Source organism: Rhodococcus sp. 15-725-2-2b, assembly GCF_002259075.1.
Classification (GTDB): domain Bacteria; phylum Actinomycetota; class Actinomycetes; order Mycobacteriales; family Mycobacteriaceae; genus Rhodococcoides.
The window spans coordinates 1-17,338 of the sequence record NZ_NPFL01000021.1 but is presented as its reverse complement, the minus strand read 5'-3'; the positions used below and the strand labels follow the sequence as shown (position 1 = coordinate 17,338).

Annotated in this window: 14 protein-coding genes; 12 read left to right on the top strand and 2 right to left on the bottom strand. The window is 62.6% G+C overall.

Annotation, left to right across the window (positions count from 1 at the left end; all coding sequences use genetic code 11):
- Nucleotides 1–382 precede the first annotated feature (382 nt).
- The 10 genes from CH306_RS25025 (at nucleotide 383) to CH306_RS24985 (ending at nucleotide 12,949) form a co-directional block, all read left to right on the top strand.
- Complete coding sequence (locus CH306_RS25025; RefSeq protein ID WP_015586069.1) at nucleotides 383–1,081, top strand: hypothetical protein; 699 nt, start codon at nucleotides 383–385, stop codon at nucleotides 1,079–1,081.
- An 877-nt stretch (nucleotides 1,082–1,958) separates the two neighbouring features.
- Nucleotides 1,959–2,873, top strand: a complete 915-nt coding sequence (locus tag CH306_RS25020; protein ID WP_015586067.1) for a ParA family protein — start codon at nucleotides 1,959–1,961, stop codon at nucleotides 2,871–2,873.
- On the top strand, nucleotides 2,870–3,589 hold the full coding sequence (locus CH306_RS25015; RefSeq protein WP_032364990.1) for a hypothetical protein: 720 nt from the start codon (nucleotides 2,870–2,872) through the stop codon (nucleotides 3,587–3,589). Before CH306_RS25020 ends, CH306_RS25015 begins: the two co-directional genes overlap by 4 nt.
- A gap of 460 nt (nucleotides 3,590–4,049) precedes the next feature.
- Nucleotides 4,050–4,220, top strand: coding sequence for a hypothetical protein (locus CH306_RS29215; protein WP_015586065.1), 171 nt, complete (start codon nucleotides 4,050–4,052; stop codon nucleotides 4,218–4,220).
- Nucleotides 4,221–4,443: 223 nt separating this feature from the next.
- Nucleotides 4,444–9,816 (top strand): telomere-binding protein, encoded by a 5,373-nt coding sequence (locus tag CH306_RS25010; RefSeq protein WP_032364989.1) that lies wholly within the window; start codon nucleotides 4,444–4,446, stop codon nucleotides 9,814–9,816.
- A 3-nt stretch (nucleotides 9,817–9,819) separates the two neighbouring features.
- The gene (locus tag CH306_RS25005; protein ID WP_015586063.1) at nucleotides 9,820–10,470 is read left to right on the top strand and encodes a helix-turn-helix domain-containing protein; all 651 of its coding nucleotides are present in this window, start codon (nucleotides 9,820–9,822) and stop codon (nucleotides 10,468–10,470) included.
- 103 nt (nucleotides 10,471–10,573) lie between these two features.
- Nucleotides 10,574–10,699 carry a hypothetical protein gene (locus CH306_RS29570; RefSeq protein ID WP_254924250.1) on the top strand — a complete coding sequence of 42 codons (126 nt, stop codon included), beginning with the start codon at nucleotides 10,574–10,576 and terminating at the stop codon, nucleotides 10,697–10,699.
- A gap of 6 nt (nucleotides 10,700–10,705) precedes the next feature.
- The gene (locus CH306_RS24995) at nucleotides 10,706–11,344 is read left to right on the top strand and encodes a hypothetical protein (protein ID WP_015586061.1); all 639 of its coding nucleotides are present in this window, start codon (nucleotides 10,706–10,708) and stop codon (nucleotides 11,342–11,344) included.
- 265 nt (nucleotides 11,345–11,609) lie between these two features.
- Nucleotides 11,610–12,329 (top strand): CPBP family intramembrane glutamic endopeptidase, encoded by a 720-nt coding sequence (locus tag CH306_RS24990; RefSeq protein ID WP_032394817.1) that lies wholly within the window; start codon nucleotides 11,610–11,612, stop codon nucleotides 12,327–12,329.
- Nucleotides 12,329–12,949, top strand: a complete 621-nt coding sequence (locus CH306_RS24985) for a DUF2637 domain-containing protein (protein ID WP_015586059.1) — start codon at nucleotides 12,329–12,331, stop codon at nucleotides 12,947–12,949. Before CH306_RS24990 ends, CH306_RS24985 begins: the two co-directional genes overlap by 1 nt.
- A gap of 13 nt (nucleotides 12,950–12,962) precedes the next feature.
- Here the strand turns inward: CH306_RS24985 and CH306_RS24980 are convergent, their stop codons facing one another.
- Nucleotides 12,963–13,964 carry a hypothetical protein gene (locus tag CH306_RS24980; RefSeq protein WP_072692241.1) on the bottom strand — a complete coding sequence of 334 codons (1,002 nt, stop codon included), beginning with the start codon at nucleotides 13,962–13,964 and terminating at the stop codon, nucleotides 12,963–12,965.
- Nucleotides 13,965–14,004: 40 nt separating this feature from the next.
- Nucleotides 14,005–14,532 (bottom strand): hypothetical protein, encoded by a 528-nt coding sequence (locus tag CH306_RS24975; RefSeq protein WP_015586057.1) that lies wholly within the window; start codon nucleotides 14,530–14,532, stop codon nucleotides 14,005–14,007.
- A 287-nt stretch (nucleotides 14,533–14,819) separates the two neighbouring features.
- Between CH306_RS24975 and CH306_RS24970 the strand changes: the two genes are divergently transcribed.
- Both CH306_RS24970 and CH306_RS24965 read left to right on the top strand, forming a co-directional pair.
- Complete coding sequence (locus tag CH306_RS24970; RefSeq protein WP_052047799.1) at nucleotides 14,820–15,743, top strand: DNA processing protein DprA; 924 nt, start codon at nucleotides 14,820–14,822, stop codon at nucleotides 15,741–15,743.
- A gap of 352 nt (nucleotides 15,744–16,095) precedes the next feature.
- Nucleotides 16,096–17,091, top strand: a complete 996-nt coding sequence (locus tag CH306_RS24965) for a DUF4192 family protein (RefSeq protein ID WP_015586055.1) — start codon at nucleotides 16,096–16,098, stop codon at nucleotides 17,089–17,091.
- Nucleotides 17,092–17,338 lie beyond the last annotated feature (247 nt).

The following is a 17,338-nucleotide window of genomic DNA, read 5'->3' as shown; positions in this document are numbered from 1 at the left end:
GCAATGTCCTCTGCAACTTCTACGGGCCGTTGACTGACTCTCAACCGAACTGCACTCGGCGCTGCCTCTTGACTCCAAGACAAGTTGGATTATGATCACTGCCACGTGATCACAACACGATTTTGTTATCGTTTGACACTCATGTCGGACTGATGTGGTTCTCGTGACTCAGTGCTATTTGATTTGATGGCTTTCATGTGTGTCCACAATCTGCCGCCAATGTTTCTTCAACGCAGCGTCGTTCACCGACGATCTTGAACCGATCGCCATGCAGAGCTCACCAGGAAAACCACCACATCTACCTCTTCGGCCGTGGGCACAGTCATAGAACTGATGCCAGAGGGGTGGTGACACACCACCATTTACCTGCAACCATTGAACGATGAGCTTCTCCGACACCGCCACCGCGCCAGGCAGCGGCGTCGCAGCCCGAACGCTCGACGACCTACGATGGCACCGCGAGTTCCATCGTCAGTCCCAGTTTCGCTGGTGGGACACCGAGGCCGCGCTCGTTGCCACCGAATTCACTCGTGGACAGGACCAGTTCCACACAGTGCACGACCTGGCACAACTGGAGCGATGTCGGCTAGCGCTCGCCGACTACACCACGACCTGCCAGCGAGCCCTGGGCCGCGCCCTCAAACAGTCACAACACGTTCTCGACACGCAGAGCTGGACTTTCGCGACTGATGCGCTCCTGCTGTTGCCGTGGACATGCGAGCAGAGCAGCTACCTTGCGACCTGGGCCGACCCGCACGATCCGACAGCTCTGAGCAACCCTCAAGTCCGGCGCATTCAACGTTCCTGTGAGCGCATGATGTTCGGAAATCCCCTCATTCTTAGTTGGGAATTGAGCCACCTGTGGAGCCTCTACCGAGCCGCCGAGACACTGCTCGAAGACACCCTTGTAGATCTCACCGTTGAACTCTCAGAATCAGTCCCTGACGCCACCCTGCTGTGGGCCACCCAAATGGCGTCGAAGATCGGTCTGGAACAACGGATAGCCGAACAGCGAACGACCCGCGGAGAGCCTGGCGATCCCCGCCGCCGACTGCGTCAGAGCTATTCGGATCTACGCTGATTGGAACGCGAACAGTCCCCCGTTGACCTGGCGTCTTATGTGAAATTCGTGCCAGGCTCGCGTCGAACTACGTAGCAATCCTCGCACTCCCCTACCGATACCTCTCCCCTCAACACTTCGCTTGAGCCTTCGCGAAGCCAGCAGAGCCTGCGGATTGGGAGTCGCGGCCATGATCGCAGCTCGAATCGCACGCTGATTCGCACATATCGACGCTTTGTTGATCCGACATAACTACCCACTCTCGATCCCGTTCATCATCCCAGTGCTCTGCTCCCCTACCTCCGTTACCGTCTACCGGGCAATCATCCCAACACAATGGGCGTAGCACTTCGTAGTACTCCTCGCACAGTAAAGCGTTGGTTTCATCGCGTACTAAACCGCGTGTTTGAGGGCGTACAAATACGCTTGTTACACCGTTGGTTAATACGCGTAATACTACGCATGCAATACCGGGTATAACTCCGCACGTCAACACGCGGGTTAATTACCGTTTTGGTCAGCACATCAATGCCCGTGTTTCTTCACGTGTTAACAAGGGTGTTGATATGCGACTTAACGTGCGTATTGGTACGCTGTTACTAGGGCGCAGCACTACATGTTTTATTGCGCGTGTTTTGCCGCGTAAGAGTGCGAGCATTGATACGCATGGTGTTACACGACTTAGACCGTGTTGACTGACGTGCGTGACTGGGCGTACTCTCGCGCACACAACCACGCACGACAACCTGCGCATCCGCCCGCACAAGAGCGTGCGGGACAAGTCGAGCCGCTCGCACGTACCGATTCGGCACCGTGAACGCCTCCCGGTCACGCTTCTCCACGGCAGCGCTCGAATAGATGCACGCGGATCCAGGACTCTGGAAGGAAGGTTCTATCGATGGCAATATCAAATTCCCTCGCAGTCACCCAAGGTAAAGGGGGAGTGGGCAAGACGACGGTTGTTGCCAACCTCGCAGGCCTGTTCGCCGCTGCCGGCTACCGTGTTCTCGTCGGGGAGTTCGACCCTCAGGGCAACCTGGCCCGCGATTTCGGTTACGAAAAGCAGTCCGGTGAAGAACTTCTGATGTCGTTGATGTCAGGCGGACAACCCCCGATCATCAAAGACGTCCGACCCGGTCTAGACGTCATTCCCGCTGGTCCTGCGCTCGTCGACGTTGCTGGCATGATGCTCTCCAGGCTCAGCCGCGGGGGCGAATCGCTGGGGCAGATCCTCCACAAAGTCCTTGCCCCGATCGTTCCCGACTACGACATTGTTCTCTTCGATACCCCGCCAGGCGACGTGATCATCGGTGATGCGGTGCTGTACTGCACGTCGTCCGTTCTCATCCCTACTCGCGCCGACGATGGCAGCCTCGACGGCCTCGACCGCGTCGCCGAGCGCTTCGCGCGTGCCCGGGAGCACAATCCGCAACTGAGATTGGCTGGCATGCTTCTGTTTGCGGTCGGCAGTAGGTCACAACGGCTCCAGGACCAGGTGAGGGAAAGTATTACGCAAGCCATTCCTGACACCATTGCCCCCATCTTCGGCACGACAATCCGCTACATGGAGAGCGCCGCTGCCGACGCGCGGCGGCATGGGCTCCTAGCTCACGAACTCGAAGGCGCTACTGCTAGCGCAAAGAAGGCTCGGTTGAAAGCGCTGAGGGACAAGGTGAAACCACCCAGCCTTCTGCTCTCTCGGGATGCAACCGGGTTGGCGGATGACTACGAGGCCCTAGCAGCTGAGGTCTTGCAACGCTTGGCCGAGCTTGCTGCCGAAGCCGATCACGCAGAAGAGGTAGCACCCGCATGAGCACCACTGATCGCAAGAAGCGACCCAGCCTGGCGGACCAATTCGACAAGCCCGCTCCCCGTGGATCTGGCCTCGCCAACATTTTCCCTCGCAATGGAACGGGTTCCCTCGCCAGGCCTGCCGCAGTGGAACCACGCTCGACCGACGTGGCTGCCGAAAGAGCCGTCGACGAGCCGCACGTACAGGCTCCGGACGTGACATCTGCACCGGATGCTCCTGTAGCACCTGCACCAGAGCCTCCGACCGAGGTTGCTACATCTGCCTCGCCCTCCGGGGGCAGCACTGCCGCAACCGAGGACGTAGCCACCACACCCGAAACCGGGGCCGACACCGCTACAGCGGAGCCGTTGGCTGCGATTGTCGGTGATGAAGATGTGCGCCCGATCGCGGTCTACGTTCCCGCGACGGTCAAAGAGGCCTGGAAGACGCGATCTCAGCGGGAGAAGAAGTCCTACGGCGAGATCGTCGAGGATGCCTTCGCCGCGCACACCCCGGAAACCTTGGTTCGCCTCTTCGCCCCTCGCGCCGTCGAATCGCCACGCGGTGGCATGCCGCGTCTGGCCCGCCCGAAGGTCGCGAGCGGGGGAGTGGAGGTGCGTCCACATCTGTGGGTAGCCCAGACCCGATGGATAGACGAGCAGGTAGAAGCAAGTCCGCTCATCCCCTCACGAAGCGCGCTGATTGCTGCGGTCGTTGAGGACTATCTGATCTCTTGATCCGCCGGGCCAGAGCGTCTTGCTCCTGGCTCCCCACCGTGCTCCCCACCATGCTCCCCACTCCGGTGGGGAGCGTTTTTTTGCCTTTGAGCTGCCCTTATCTCCATGCTCCCCATGCTCCCCACATAAAAGAGCCAAGGTCACGCGTATATCGATGAAGGGGCTTGCGCAGCGGGTCGGTTCGACGAGCTGGGGTGTTCGTCGTGTCCGGTGCCGCAGAGACAATGTCGAGAGATTTCGCCACTTCTGTCACAGAGGTAGATCGAGACGGATCTACCTGTCATGTGTGGTGCGAGGGCGGGTACGGACGAGGTGCGGAGGAACATGTGAACGTGGCACGACAGGCAGGCGACACACCGGATGTCGCGGCCTCCCTGTTTCTGTTACCGAATCCGTTTAATGTGATCGCATGGCTGGAAGCAAACCTGGGAGAGAGTCGAAGGGCCCTCGCATACCCGCAATGGTGCGCACGCCCGACACGCAGTATGCGCATTACAAAAACGAGGCCGACGCCCTTGGCCTCGACCTCAGCGACTACTACGTCTATGTCATGGCGCTGCACCATGATCTACCCATGCCGCATTACATCCAAGATCGAATCGATCCCGCACAGTACAAGCTGGGCGCGTGATGACCTACCCCTAGACAGTGAAAAACCCCCCTCGTGCTTGGCGGCGAGAAGGGGGGTCTTCCGGATTCACAAGTGAGCGAATCGCTCCGCTCCAACCACCCACCGGGAACAACCACGAACACGACAGGAGGTGTATTGACATCATAGCTCAGTACCCCTGCCTCGCCGTGATTTGCGCTCCGAACCCAGCGCGCGTCGTACATCTACGTGTCGGCGGTGAGTCGTGACGTCACCGACTCCCAACCGCGGCCACATGTGGTCGATGGACAACATCCGTCCACGCCTCGAGCAGCTCGGCGGCTTCAAAGCCACATCGAGTACCCAGTTTCAGGCGAGATGCCCCGTTCACGACGACCGTCACGCTTCGCTGTCTGTCACCTGGACTCCGGGCCACCACGGTTCTGGAATGGTGCTGCTGCGGTGCCATGGCTGCTCAGCGACGGCCGCAGAAATCGCCGAGCGTCTCGATATCGGTGTGTCCGATCTGTTCGACGAACCCTTGCCGAGTCGGGATCCGAGCGCACCGCGTGTCGGTAGATCCCCGCAGCAACGGGCAGCGGGCAAACGACGTGGGCGTCTGGGGCGTCTGCCTGCTCGGATTGCCGGTCCGATGCCGGAGCCCGAGGTCGAGCACTCTTGGTCGGAAGTTGCGCGCTATCCCTACACCGATGCCGACAGCGTATTGGTGCAGGAGGTCATCCGCGAGGAGTGCACCTCGTGCGGCGTCAAACACAAACGATTCCGGCAGTTGTTCGTCGGTCCGAATCGCACGTACGTCAAACGTAAGCCTGCGGTGTTCACTCCGGTCCTGTTCGCGATGCCGCAGCTGCAAGCGGCGCTGTCGGCCGGCCAGCCGGTGTGGCTGCTCGAGGGCGAAAAGGATGTCGAGACCGCGATGCGTCTCGGTCTGTGCGCGACCACGAATGCCCAGGGTGGCCTGAACTTTCCGCCACAGCTCGCCGAGGTGTTCGCCGGTGCCGCAGTGCGCGTTGTGCTCGATCGTGACGCCGCAGGATACGAGCGCGGCATCGAACTGGCGTCGCTGCTCGGCGCAGTTGATGCCGAGGTACAACTGCTGCTACCCGGCACAACAGATGACAAATCAGACTTCACAGATCACGTCGAGGCCCAGCTGTGGGATCCGGACGATATGTGGAACGGGTTGATTCCCGTCCATGTCGGTGAGGTTGCGGCACATGCTGCGCTGGCCAAGCTGCGCGGCAAGGCCGCCGAGGTCGAAAAGGCGGCTCAGGAAGCGGCTGCGCGTGCCGAGCGCGGGCGAGTATCAGGTCACCAGGATGAGTGCGCAGACGAGATCCGCCTCGCTGGGCGCTGGGCCGTCGAGGCGGAGCGCCTGTTCGAGCCGTTGAGCGAAGCCGTCGATGCGGTGCGTAGTTTCGCTGCCGCTGAGGGCACGAAGTGGTCGCAAGAAGCGGTCGATGCCGCTACCGCTGTGTGGCGTACTGCCCGCACGGCTGCCCGTGCCGCACACGATATTTCGCGCACTCCGATTCCACCGCTGCTGCACGACGAGGACGAGCACGACGCGGTGCCGCCGGCGACCGGATCCAGCCACATCGACGCCGGTGAATCGACACATCCGCTCCCTGACGGACCCCGACTGCACCTGGTCGGGGCGGCCACCCGCGGCGCTCAGATATCTGCACCGACGTATCGGGTCGTAGAGGGAAGCCTCGTCGAAATCGTCACCAACCGAGATGGCGAGCAGACCGCCAAAATGGTGCTCAGCATCGATGCTCGGATCGTGGAGATGGAATACCTCGAATCGCAGGACGACGGCCTCGACGTCGACGCACCGACCCTGCTCGGACGCGAAGATATCGTCGGGCAGCGGGAAGCCAATCCGCCGTCGCCCGAACAGCTTTCCGCTGTCGTCATCGGGTACACCCATCCCGATACGGGCGAGTTCATGCGTATGCGGGTGGACGCACAGGACTATCGGGACTGCACCTGGGCGGATTCTCTTCCCGGGCCGCCGACGTACGACTCCAAACCCTCTGGAATCGCCAAACTTCGCGACGCCCTGAAAGTGGCGGGTGGAGTGACGATTGCCCGGACGGTTCGATTCCGTTCCACCGGTTGGCGTAAGGACCGAAACGACGAGTGGTTCTACGTGCACGCGGGTGGCGCTATCAGTGCTGCCGGTGCCCGTGTTGCGCCGGTTCTGCTCAGTGGACCGCTCTCGCGTTACGACCTGCCGTGCCCGATCGCCGATGCACCTCGATTGCGTGATGCCTTCATGGTCGATTCGGGATCGATGCTGACGCGTCTGCCGGTGCGAATCGCTGCTCCGTTGCTCGGGCACGTCTTTCGCGCGGCCTTGGGACCCAACCCCTGGGTTCTTTCGCTCATTGGTTCGCCCGGTTCGTACAAGACCTCGATCGCGTCGATCGCGATGCATCACTTCGGTGAGCTGTGGGATCGTCGGCGGCCGGCATCGTCGATGTCAGGTAACGGTGACACTCTCAATGCGCTTCGCATCAAACTGAATTCGTCGAAAGATGCGCTGTACTGGGCCGATGATGTCGCTCCCACACGAGACTGGGGGGCTGCACAGAAAGCGCTCGAAGAGTTCGCGCGCATGGTCCACAACGGCGAACAACGGAGCCGTTCCAGTCGCGACGGGTTGAGCATCCTCGACGGCACCGCCCCCCGATCGTCCGCGATGGTGACCTCCGAGGTCATGCCTCGACCAGGGTCCGGCGCTCAGCGCATGTTGGTGGTGCCGTTGCAGTCCGACGAGATCGAACTCGACGAGCTGATTCGACTCGACAGTGAGCAGTCTCGACATGGACGCGCCCTGCTGATGGCCTCGTTCCTGCAGTGGTTGTGCCCCCGCCTCGAGGAACTGCGGGAAAAGGTCTTCAACGAGGGCGCGCACTACGCCGAGGGCTTACGTGAGCAGGGTGAGACCGTGCGCCAGGCCGAAGCGGTCGGTGCAGTGTGGGCAGGGTGGCAGGCGTTCACCGCTTTTCTGCTCGATGTCGGCGCGCTCGATGCCGATGAGGTCGAGCAAGTTCTCGACGTCGTCGACGGCGGATTGCACGACGCGGTCGTCGCTGCGGCCGATCCCGATCTGCCTTCACGTACCGGGGCGCGGGTGCGCGAGCTCCTTGCGCACGCACTGCGTACCGGGTTGGCCTACGTCGACGACGTTCGTACCGGTGAAGCACCCGACCGCCCGCTCGCCGGCCGGTTGGGGTGGCGACGGACGTTGGTCTCGGACTATCAGGACGTCAAGAAGTACCGCGAAGACGCACGCGGGATCCGGTTGGGGTACGTGCTCACCGACCCCGGACCACGCGACGGTGAAGCGCAGCTGTTGATCGAATCGACTGCCCTCGAACAGGTTCTGAAAGCCGCGGCATCGACGATGTCCGATGCTCCACAGATCGATCGAGGCACGGCGCTGCGGGCCCTCTACGACGAGGGAGTTCTGATCGCCGAGGAACGCGCAGGCAAGACACCCCGTTACACCGTCCAACGCACCATCCATTGTGAGGAACGGCGGCAGCGGATGACCGCTCTCCGTCTGTGGGCGATCCTCGGCGACGGCCCCGACGACGGTCAGATCGGCATCTTCGACGCTGATGGCGGACCCGACGATGCACCGGACGGTACGACACCGAGCGACGTTCCGGGTTCGACCTCCGCAGTGGCCGACCTCGCGACGTTGTTCTCGGTATCGAACAGCGACACCTCATCGACGACGGGCAGCTCTCGTGCCAACGACGCGGAAGCTACGTCTGACAACTCCGAACAGGAGGACATTCCAGTGGGAAGCTACCCCGATGCCGAGGGCCATATCGCTGTGGCAGAACATATTTCGCCGAGCGTCCCGTGCGTGAAGTGCGGAGTGGGCTCGGGCCTTCGCTTCGATGGCCACGTTCTGCACGCGCAGTGCTGGTTCGGAAGCACAGCTGCCTCCCGCGCTGCACTGGTTGCCGATACCGCAGCCGCAGCGAAGCCGCCTGCACCCGCCTCCACTGGCCCGCGGCCGTCGAACGAACCTGCTCGTCGAGCTGCTTCCGAGGCCGCCGAGTCGAGTGCTCCTACGGTTGCGCAACCCAGTGCGCCGCTCGAGACCACGCAGCCTCGGCGTTCAGCTCCCGCGAAGACCGCGGCCAACCCGTTCGCTGCCCCTGCCGCCGTCCTGGACGTCGATGGCATTTGGATGCCCGACGGAAGTCGAATCAATTTGCCACAGAACATCTCTCACGTCGGTCATGTCGCCGCGCTGGTGCAGGAGCTGCGTCTGGGCACTCAGACTTCGTCGTGGCAGAGCGAACCGGGACAGATCTGGGTGACCGCGGCGATGACCGAGAAGTTCGGGGTGGATCTGAGCACGCTGAGCGACGATCCGTCGCAGCGACGCAAAGACGTCGGCGAGGCCACTGCCGGCACAGCGTTCGTCACAGATGCAATCGCCGACGGTTGGACCCTGGGCAAGCCCGGTGACCGGCTCGGTGCGTGGACCCGTGTGTGGCGCACCCAGGGCGAGCACCGCGGTGTGTGGGTCGTCCTGGCTGCCGGCATGAACGCCGATCCACGCGATATCCCTATTCTCGGAGACCGACCGTCCCCGAGCAAACTCGCGCGTCGATTGTCGCTGTTCGCCAGCGCGTTGAAGATGCCGTGGGTGATCACCCCGCAGTCCACAGGTTTCGACCTGATGATCTCGACTCGATTCAAGGACCGCGAGCGGATGTTCGGGGCACAGACTCCCGTCGGCCCGGCCACCATCAGCTCCCTCGAGGACGATTACGCATGGTCCCGCAAACCGACCAGCGACGAGACATCGATGATCTACGTCCACGCGTACGACCGAGGAGGCTCGCATGCTGCGGGAATCGCCGGTTTGGAGATGCCGATCGGATCGGCCACTCATCATCCAGACGGGCGAGCGTTCGACAAGAAGCTGCCGGGCTATTGGCGGGTAGAGGTTCCCGAGGCAGGGGACTGGCGCATCCCACATCCATTGATGCCTCTCGGCGGCCGGCCGGGCCTGCTGTGGGTGACCACACCGAGTCTGCAGGTCGCCGGAGAACTCGGCTACGAGCTCGAACCTGTCGAGGCCTACGTGTGGAACGAACATGGCCGAGTACTCGATCCGTGGTACGAGCGAATCCGGGACGCACGAACAGCTTTGGACGTCGACGACGTCGACGCTCAGTTGGCCAGAGATCTGCTCAAGGGCGTCTACACGCGCACGATCGGCCAGATGGGGTCCTCGGTTCATATGACCGGACGAGCAGGTTTCTCGCCTGAGCGACGCCATCACATCATCGCCAAAGCGCGGGCGAACATCACTCGTCGCATCGTCAAGATCGGCACCGTCTCCGACCGGTGGCCGGTGGCCATCACGAACGACACGGTTCTCTACACCAGCAACGATCCGGATCCGATCGCGTCCTGGCCTGGGGAGGACAAGCAGCTCGGTCGAGGGTTCGGCCAATACAAGTGGGAGGGCTCCGCTCGACTCGGCGATCATCTCGAGTTCCTCGTCGGTGGCCGCTACAAGGGCAAGGAAGCGCTGACGATGAACTGGGATGCCACGACAGGCAAGGGGGAATAGCCAATGGCCGGGCGCAAGCATGCTGGCTTCAAAGAGAACCTGGAAGCAGACGAACGCCGACGCAGCTCACTGTTCCAGGGCTTGACGGGCAGGCGTGGTGCCGATGTCTCCGGCAAGGCCGGCACCACCCCTGACATGCGTGGGATGCTCCTCGCCGCGTACGGCCCGGGCACTCGGGGCGGGGTGAACACTGCCGCAGCTGCGCGCGATCTCGGAGTCTCACGTCGTACGGTGGAACGCTGGGTTGCCGCCGAGGGACGCCAGCGAATCTCGAAGCCGAAGGCCGAGACTCTGAGCAAGCTCACCACCAAGTCGCGGCAGGCAGCGACGACGCAACAGGGCCGGCGCGCCGCCATCAAAGCTGTCCGAGAGAGCAAACAGGGCAAGTCGATCGCCAAATACGGTGCGCGCGTACAGATCAAGGGCCGACAAGGCGTCGCCGGTGGGGGAGGGTTCTACATTCGCAATCGTTCCATCCAGATCCCCCCGGATCAGAGTGGTATGTCGCCATCCGATGTCGAGTCGATGTGGTCGGCGTACGAACGCGGCGGCGACAAAGCGCTCTCGAAGTGGCTCAGCGGCTACGCCAGCGATCGGTACGTCGACGGATGGACCTTCGAGAGCATCGACAACATCTCCATCGACCCGGTCTGACCATAAGAGTCTGCGAGTTCAGGTGTTCGGAGTGTCCGGTGCAACCGCTACGGTATCGGTGGAATCGCGCACGGCAGCGCTCTGCAGGAGGGATCAGAAAGACATGTTCGAGACCAAGTCTCAGCAGTGGAAGACCCGCGTCGTTTCTGCGTTGGCGGGTCTGATCCTCGTCAGCATGGCTGTGCAGGCCAAAATGGGATACGGCGTCTTTCTCGGACCACTCCATTAGAGCGACATGAACCCGAAGCGGCCGCGGTGGACCAAACGACAGCTCGAGGTCGCATTCACCGCGTGCTACGGCCCCTTGGTCAACGGTGGTGTCGATATCGACTATGTCGCAGCGGCATTCGGGGTGACTCGCCGTACCGTTCAGCGTTGGCTGCAGGGCTCACCTCGCGCTCGAGCGGCCATTCCCGTCCGCCGGTTGCAGCAACTTCAATTTCCCCTTCCTGAAATCCGACGTGTCGAACAGCAGACCCTCGACAATGCACGAACTGTCTTGACCGGGCTCGATCTTCCCCGTGGCCGCGGTGTCCGCAAGGAATGGCGAGAGCGACGATGGCTGGACCCCCATGTCGTGGCGATCCTCCGTCCCCACGGCTCTCCGGACCTGCGGCAGGTAGCGATCGCCAGAGGCGCACCACGCCCCGTCGCGGCACTACATAAGCGGGGCCCGCTCGATGACTTCGTCACCGTTCCCACCCGTTTCCACGCCGACGCCCTCGTCGGTGAACTGCTCGACCGCGTCGGCCCATGGCGGCTCTATCCGGACGACCGTGTCGTCGAGCTCGGCCGAACCCGCGTGTGGGCCGCATGGGCACCACCGATCGACCTACCCGCTATTGCCCGCGGTGCGGGCCTACTCGACAACTGATCAGCCTCGACCGCCGTACCCACGCTCAGTACTCGTATCCGCACCCATGACTGTCCTGTGTCGCCGCGACGAGAGAATGTCAAAGAAAGAGTGAATCGCGATGAATCGCAACAACAACTGGAACTCAAGCCTGTATATCGCTGCTGTTCCGCTCGGGCTTGCTGCCGCCTACCTAGTCGTGTGTTGGCCTTTCGAGGCATTAGTCTCGGTTCAGAGGCATCTCGGTACCGGATCCGAGGTAGTCACCGAGTCGACCCCGCCGACGATGCCCGGCGCTCAAATTGGCTTCCTAATTCTCTTCTTCGCCGCAGTTGCCGGTCTCGCTCTCGTCGCGGCGGTGCGCCGGTTCATCGAACCGAACGAGACCGAACCGAACAGCTTCCCTGGGACGTGGCGAGCGCGGACGCTGATGAGTGCAGGATTGTTCCCCATCGGCCTGTGCATGGCCTCGTTGCTGTCCCCCGAGGATGCCGAAAACCTTTCGCGCACCAGTGACTACGGCAACCCGGCACAATGGTGGAACAGTGCGCACCTTCTCGTCGCCGGCTTGGCCGAGGAACCGTTCTTCAGTGCGCTTCCGGTCTTGTTGCTCTTCGGGGTCGTCGGACTGGTCTGGCGCGTCCAGCCGTGGATGCTCGGCATCGTCATCGCGAGCTCAGCTCTGTTTCGAGCCTCCATCCATCTGTACCAGGGAACAGGGCAAGCGTTGTCGGCGTTCGTATGGGGCGCTGTGGCCGTCTACGTCTACTATCGACTCCGCAGTCTCACGGGACTCGTTCTGGCCCATACAGCTTGGAATGCATTCGTCATTGCGAACAATGGTGACTACACCGCGGCTCAGATAGTGATCGGCGGGTGTATCGCATTCACCGCCCTGTGGTCGATTTACCGACTGTCGAACACACCCACCCTCAAGCACGCCGATCTAGCACGCCCGACGGCAGCGGCCGGCCACTTTTCGATCACCACCAGCGAAGGACATTGATGAGGAATCTGACAACCATCAAACGTTGCGCGGTGATCGGCAATGCGGTGATCGGTATCAGCGCCTTCACAAAGAGCGGAATATCGTTGTGGCAGCTCGCTACTGCCAGCGGATACCCGGCAACACTGGGATGGGTTCTGCCACTGGTGCTCGACGGAATGGTAATCCTCGCAACACTCATGCTCGTCGTCGACGCCTCACACCGCTGGTTCGCGTGGGCCTTGCTGATTCTCGGGTCGATCGCATCGACGGCCGGCAACATCGTGCACGTCTCGATGGTGGACTACAGCTCGACCTTCACCGTGGCCGCGCTGGCCGCTGCTGCGCCGCCGCTGGTGCTGCTGGTCACCACGCACCTGATGATCCAGCTGGTCCGACTCGAAGCATCAGCTGTAGACGACAGCACCGACCAGCGTCACTCGGCCCCGAACAGCTCCACAGAGGCCGAAACAGCCGTTCTGTGTGTCCACGTCCTGAAACTGGCCAGCGAAGGCCACGAGCACGCTGCAGTGGCCACCAAGACCGGGCTACCCATTGAGGTCGTCGACGCAGTCATCGCAGCCGCCGAGGACGAACTCCAGATCGGCTCTGAGGAGGATCGATACCTCGCCCCGGCATGAGTTCCCCGTCGGTCTACTTCATTCGCGAGCTCAGTTCGTCGAAGAATGCTGCGAGCATCGACGGCGCGTCGGGGCTCTCGAACTCTTTGCCCCCGAACCGATAGACCTCGTATCCCGCTAGCCGGAGACGTCGGTCTTCGGTGACCATCTCGGCGTACAGCTGCGTGCTGGCGCGGCCGTCTTCGTTGGCGTAGTGCTGACGACCGTCGACCTCGATGACGACGCGTTTTCTTGCACTGAAGAGCAGCAAGAAGTCCATGCGTTGGCGTTCGAGGGGACTGCTGCCCTTGCGTTGATACTTGGTGTACGGGTCGTAGTGGAGGTAGACCTGCGGGATCAGAGCGGGAATACCGAAGCCGTGCTCTCCGTATCGACGTGAGTAGACGTCCAAGACCATCCGCTCGGGTTCGTTCTTACCGAGGCTCTCTCGCAGCCGTTTGTACAGTGACCGCCCGACATCGCGATCGTCCGTGTCTGCCATTGCTTGGTGCTCACGCCACCACTGAATCAGCTCCTGAAAGGACAGGCCGGCCTCGGTTATCGGTCTGTCGTAGACCAGGCAGAACTCAGCATTCTTGGTGATCAGGATGTCGTTGCTGACCGCGTCGCGGAGCACCATCTCCGGTTTGGGACCATTGGCCGCGAAAATGAGGTTCTTTGCGGGAGAATCGACACCGCTGGAGCCCTTTTCGTACTCTGCGATCAGCACCGCGAGCCCGTGGTCCGCGACGTCGCATTCTGCAAGCACGCGACGCGCCAGTGCGACGAGCTGGGGGATCTCGAATCCTACGAGGTAACCATCGATCAGCGACCGCTTGGTGTCGGCCTCAACCGGGGTACCTGTACCTGCCCACGTCAGGTCGAGTTCGTCGGGTAGGACCACTTCGAGGGCGGCTCGCGAGAACCCATAGATCAAGGTGTCCTCGATCGCCGACCTGAGCGTTCTGGTCGACACGATCACCCGTCGCGGCGGCTCCTCCGAGAGGCCGGCCGCAAGTGAATCCCAGAAGCTCATCGGTCAGAGGCTCCGCGGGCGGCCATGTTGAGCGGAGCGCTTACCGGCGTCGATGGCCTGGATCCAAACGAACTTCGGCGAGAATCGCCCAGAGCTTGGCGTCGTCGCCGTCGTCTCGGTGATCGGCGATGGCCTGCACGAGGGTGTTGATGACCTCACGAGAGCGTGGATTGAATCCGGCAGCTCGCGCACCAGCCCAGGCCAGGGGGTCGTCGACCACCTTGTCGAGCCTGTCGAGGGCGTGGATACACAGGTCGTGGAACTTGCCGGCACGTTTGTATTGGGCGTCGTCGAGTTCGCCGGTATCGAGCGCTGCTGCTGCTTGCTCGACGTAGACATCGATGATCGCGTTTGCGCGATCGTTGAGCTGCGGATCGAAAGTGAGGGTGTTCCAGAATGCACGCCAATTGGCTGTATCGCCGGCGGTGTTCGAGCGCGGCAGGAGGTTGTCACGAATGATCGCAGCCAGTTCCGGGTCCGTCAGTTCGCTGATCGCTCGGGCGTCGGCGGAATTCGAGGGGAGCGGGGCCGGCGTCTTGCTTCGACGCCATGGCTCGGGCTCGGTCATGTGTGCAGCTTCCCTCTCGAACGTCGCGGTTGGTGCGTTTTTCGTCGGCGGCCCGTGAGATCTGCTCCGGTATTTGTATCACTCGAACAGGACACTTCGGTCTGCTCTTTTGGCCGCTTCGTGAACTTACCGCCCGGCGCACCCGCTGTCCCCGGCACCGGGTGCGCCGGGGACATTTTCGCTTGTCAGGTGCTGTTTTTGTCGGTGTGTCGGGGTAGGTTCGAGTTGTTCTGTTGATCGGGCGGACTGACCATCTGCCCTTGTGTTAGCCCTGGGAGGGTTTCGTCGTGAGCGGTGTGTCGAGCGAGAACGCGGTGTCGGGTAGCGAGATGGTGTGGCGTGAGCGTGTTGCGTGGGCGTATCTCGCTCACGTGGCGCGGGGGCAGGGCTCGTTGGTGCATCTGGCGGTGTCCTTATCGGGCGTGGAGGCTGCAGCCGAGGCTGTGCGGCATCGGGAGGTGTCGGAGGACTTGTTGCGTGCGACGGCTCGCTCGTGGGACTACTCAGGTGCCGAGGCAGACCTCGAGACGGCGGCAACGCTGGGAGCACGATTGGTCACTCCTGCGGACGCTGAGTGGCCGCAGCGGCTGCGGATGGCCGGATGGCTGGAGGGATCGACTCCGGTCGCTCTGTGGGTTCGTGGACAGGGCGCGCTGCCCGGTGCTGATGTGTCGGCGGTGGCGCTCACCGGCACCCGGGCTGCGACCGCTTACGGCGAGCATGTCGCGTCGGAATTTGCCGGGGATCTGGCGATGCGTGGGGTGGCGGTCCTGTCGGGCAGCGGGTTCGGGATCGAGGGAGCGGTGTTGCGGGCAGCGTTGGGGGTCGGTGCAGGACCGGTAGCGGTAATGCCGTGCGGCTTGGATCGGGCGTATCCGTCCGGTCACGCTCGGTTGCTCGAGCGCGTCGCGGAACAGGGTGTGGTGGTGAGCGAGTACTCGTTCGGTGCAGAGCCTCGACGAGAACGATTCAACGGGAGTGGCGCGCTGCTGGCGGCTCTCTCCGATGCGGTAGTGGTGCCCGAGGCCGGGTCACGCGGACGTGCACTGTCTGTGGCCAGGGAAGTGCACAGGCTCGGGCGGGCGGTGTACGCGGTACCAGGGCCGGTCACCTCCGCAGCGTCGAACGGATGCCATACGTTGATCATCGACGGTGTGGCGCGTCTTGCAATGTCGGCTGCTGGCGTGTGTGCTGATCCGAACGTCTCCTGATCGGCTCGACACCGATCCGAAAGTGTGGTCGGGTATGGACGTGAGCCCTAGATGGGCCTCGGAAGCCGACTCCGCTCCCGAGGAGTTAGAGCGAGAGCCTTTGTCGCTCTGATCCTTTCGCTTCTCCCTAGACGTTCGACAACAGGCTCGCCCAGCGAAACACATGGGCGGGCCTGTTGTCTTTCCCCACCGAGCCCCGGCGCACTCGGTGCGGTCCCCGGCACCGAGTGCGCCGGGGACCAAATGTGTTGCGCGTGAGCCGTTCTTGTCGGTGGTCTCGGCTAGATTGTGGGTGTTCTGTTGATCGGGCGGACTGACCATCTGCCCCTGTGCCCTGAAAGGGGTTTGTCCGATGTCCTCTGTTTTTCGTATCTCCTCACCCGCTGATGCTGTTGCCGTGGCCGTGATGCTGGTCCGCTACGTTCCCGAGAACGAAATGGTGGTGTTCACCCCAAACTCGACAGGCGGGGCCGTCATGGCCTGCCCGCTGGGGGAGGAAGCGCCGATCGGTGGTGCCCCGTTGCTGGTGCCCAGCGGTCACCCCGTGCGTGATCTATCCGGACCGCGCGTGGTGGTCGTGTTCGGCAGTGACACACACGCCGATGCGGCATCGATGGCCGTTCTCCACGAGTTCTCGGGCGATGACGTTGCTGTGTTCCAGTTCCACGAGGGACGTGCGCGCCGCTACTTGATGAACGGGGTACTGGCGGGACCGCACGAGGTCGGCGAGGCGGTCGACCTGACGGCTCACCCCTACGTGGTCGGAGCGTTGCTCGAGGGGCAGGTACGTCTGGCCTCTCGCGCCCAAATCCGCGCGGGCTTCGTTGCCGAACAGTTCGGTGCCGAACGCGCCGCGAGTGTGGTGGACATGATGCGGGCTGCACGCGGGGCGTTCCCGGCAGTAGGGCCGATCTCGGCCGCAGAGACCATCCACCGCGAGGTACTCGCCGGGTATCTCGATTCAGGCAACCGCGGAATCGAGATATCGGATTACCACGCTGCGATGCTCGCAGCCGCCGCCTCTGACGTGCGCGTGCGCGATGTGCTGTTCGTTCACTTCACCGAAGCCAACGCCGCAGTCCTCGGCGAACTGTGGCGGCAGGTTGGCGCGGTGTTGCCCGCCAGCGAGGCAGGCCCCGCCTTCGTCCTCGCTTCGCTGAGTTACTGGATCGGACGGGAGGCGGTGCCGGCGCGGGAGGCAATGAACGTTGCCCGTGGGCTCGCCCCCGATCATTCCTTGGGGCAGCTGCTCGAACGCGCATACAACGCGGGAATCAACCCGGCGCTGTGGGAGCAGATTCGGCCCGCTGCGCTCGATGCAGAATCCGAGCGATCCCGTAACGAATGACTTGAATGCGATTGATCCGAAACCGGTTTCGCTGAATACACCATGCATCGGCGAGCCGGTTTCGGTTCGACCGCCCTCGAAAAATTCTCGATTGCAAATTGCAAATTGAGCGCGATCGAATAACAGATGCAACCGCGAAGGCGCGCAGCGCTTCGACCGAGTCCGCGAGTTCTTCGGAACGGCTTGCCGTTTCGCCTGCAGCGGCGGGCGCGCAGCGCCCAGCCCCAGCCCGGCTGGGGCTGGGCGC

What these genes read in the sequence shown, in the direction of transcription:
- CH306_RS25025 (WP_015586069.1), top strand. Translation starts at nt 383, where the DNA reads ATGAGCTTCTCCGACACCGCCACCGCGCCAGGCAGCGGCGTCGCAGCC.
- CH306_RS25020 (WP_015586067.1), top strand. Translation starts at nt 1,959, where the DNA reads ATGGCAATATCAAATTCCCTCGCAGTCACCCAAGGTAAAGGGGGAGTG.
- CH306_RS25015 (WP_032364990.1), top strand. Translation starts at nt 2,870, where the DNA reads ATGAGCACCACTGATCGCAAGAAGCGACCCAGCCTGGCGGACCAATTC.
- CH306_RS29215 (WP_015586065.1), top strand. Translation starts at nt 4,050, where the DNA reads ATGGTGCGCACGCCCGACACGCAGTATGCGCATTACAAAAACGAGGCC.
- CH306_RS25005 (WP_015586063.1), top strand. Translation starts at nt 9,820, where the DNA reads ATGGCCGGGCGCAAGCATGCTGGCTTCAAAGAGAACCTGGAAGCAGAC.
- CH306_RS29570 (WP_254924250.1), top strand. Translation starts at nt 10,574, where the DNA reads ATGTTCGAGACCAAGTCTCAGCAGTGGAAGACCCGCGTCGTTTCTGCG.
- CH306_RS24995 (WP_015586061.1), top strand. Translation starts at nt 10,706, where the DNA reads ATGAACCCGAAGCGGCCGCGGTGGACCAAACGACAGCTCGAGGTCGCA.
- CH306_RS24990 (WP_032394817.1), top strand. Translation starts at nt 11,610, where the DNA reads ATGCCCGGCGCTCAAATTGGCTTCCTAATTCTCTTCTTCGCCGCAGTT.
- CH306_RS24985 (WP_015586059.1), top strand. Translation starts at nt 12,329, where the DNA reads ATGAGGAATCTGACAACCATCAAACGTTGCGCGGTGATCGGCAATGCG.
- CH306_RS24980 (WP_072692241.1), bottom strand. Translation starts at nt 13,964, where the DNA reads ATGAGCTTCTGGGATTCACTTGCGGCCGGCCTCTCGGAGGAGCCGCCG.
- CH306_RS24975 (WP_015586057.1), bottom strand. Translation starts at nt 14,532, where the DNA reads ATGACCGAGCCCGAGCCATGGCGTCGAAGCAAGACGCCGGCCCCGCTC.
- CH306_RS24965 (WP_015586055.1), top strand. Translation starts at nt 16,096, where the DNA reads ATGTCCTCTGTTTTTCGTATCTCCTCACCCGCTGATGCTGTTGCCGTG.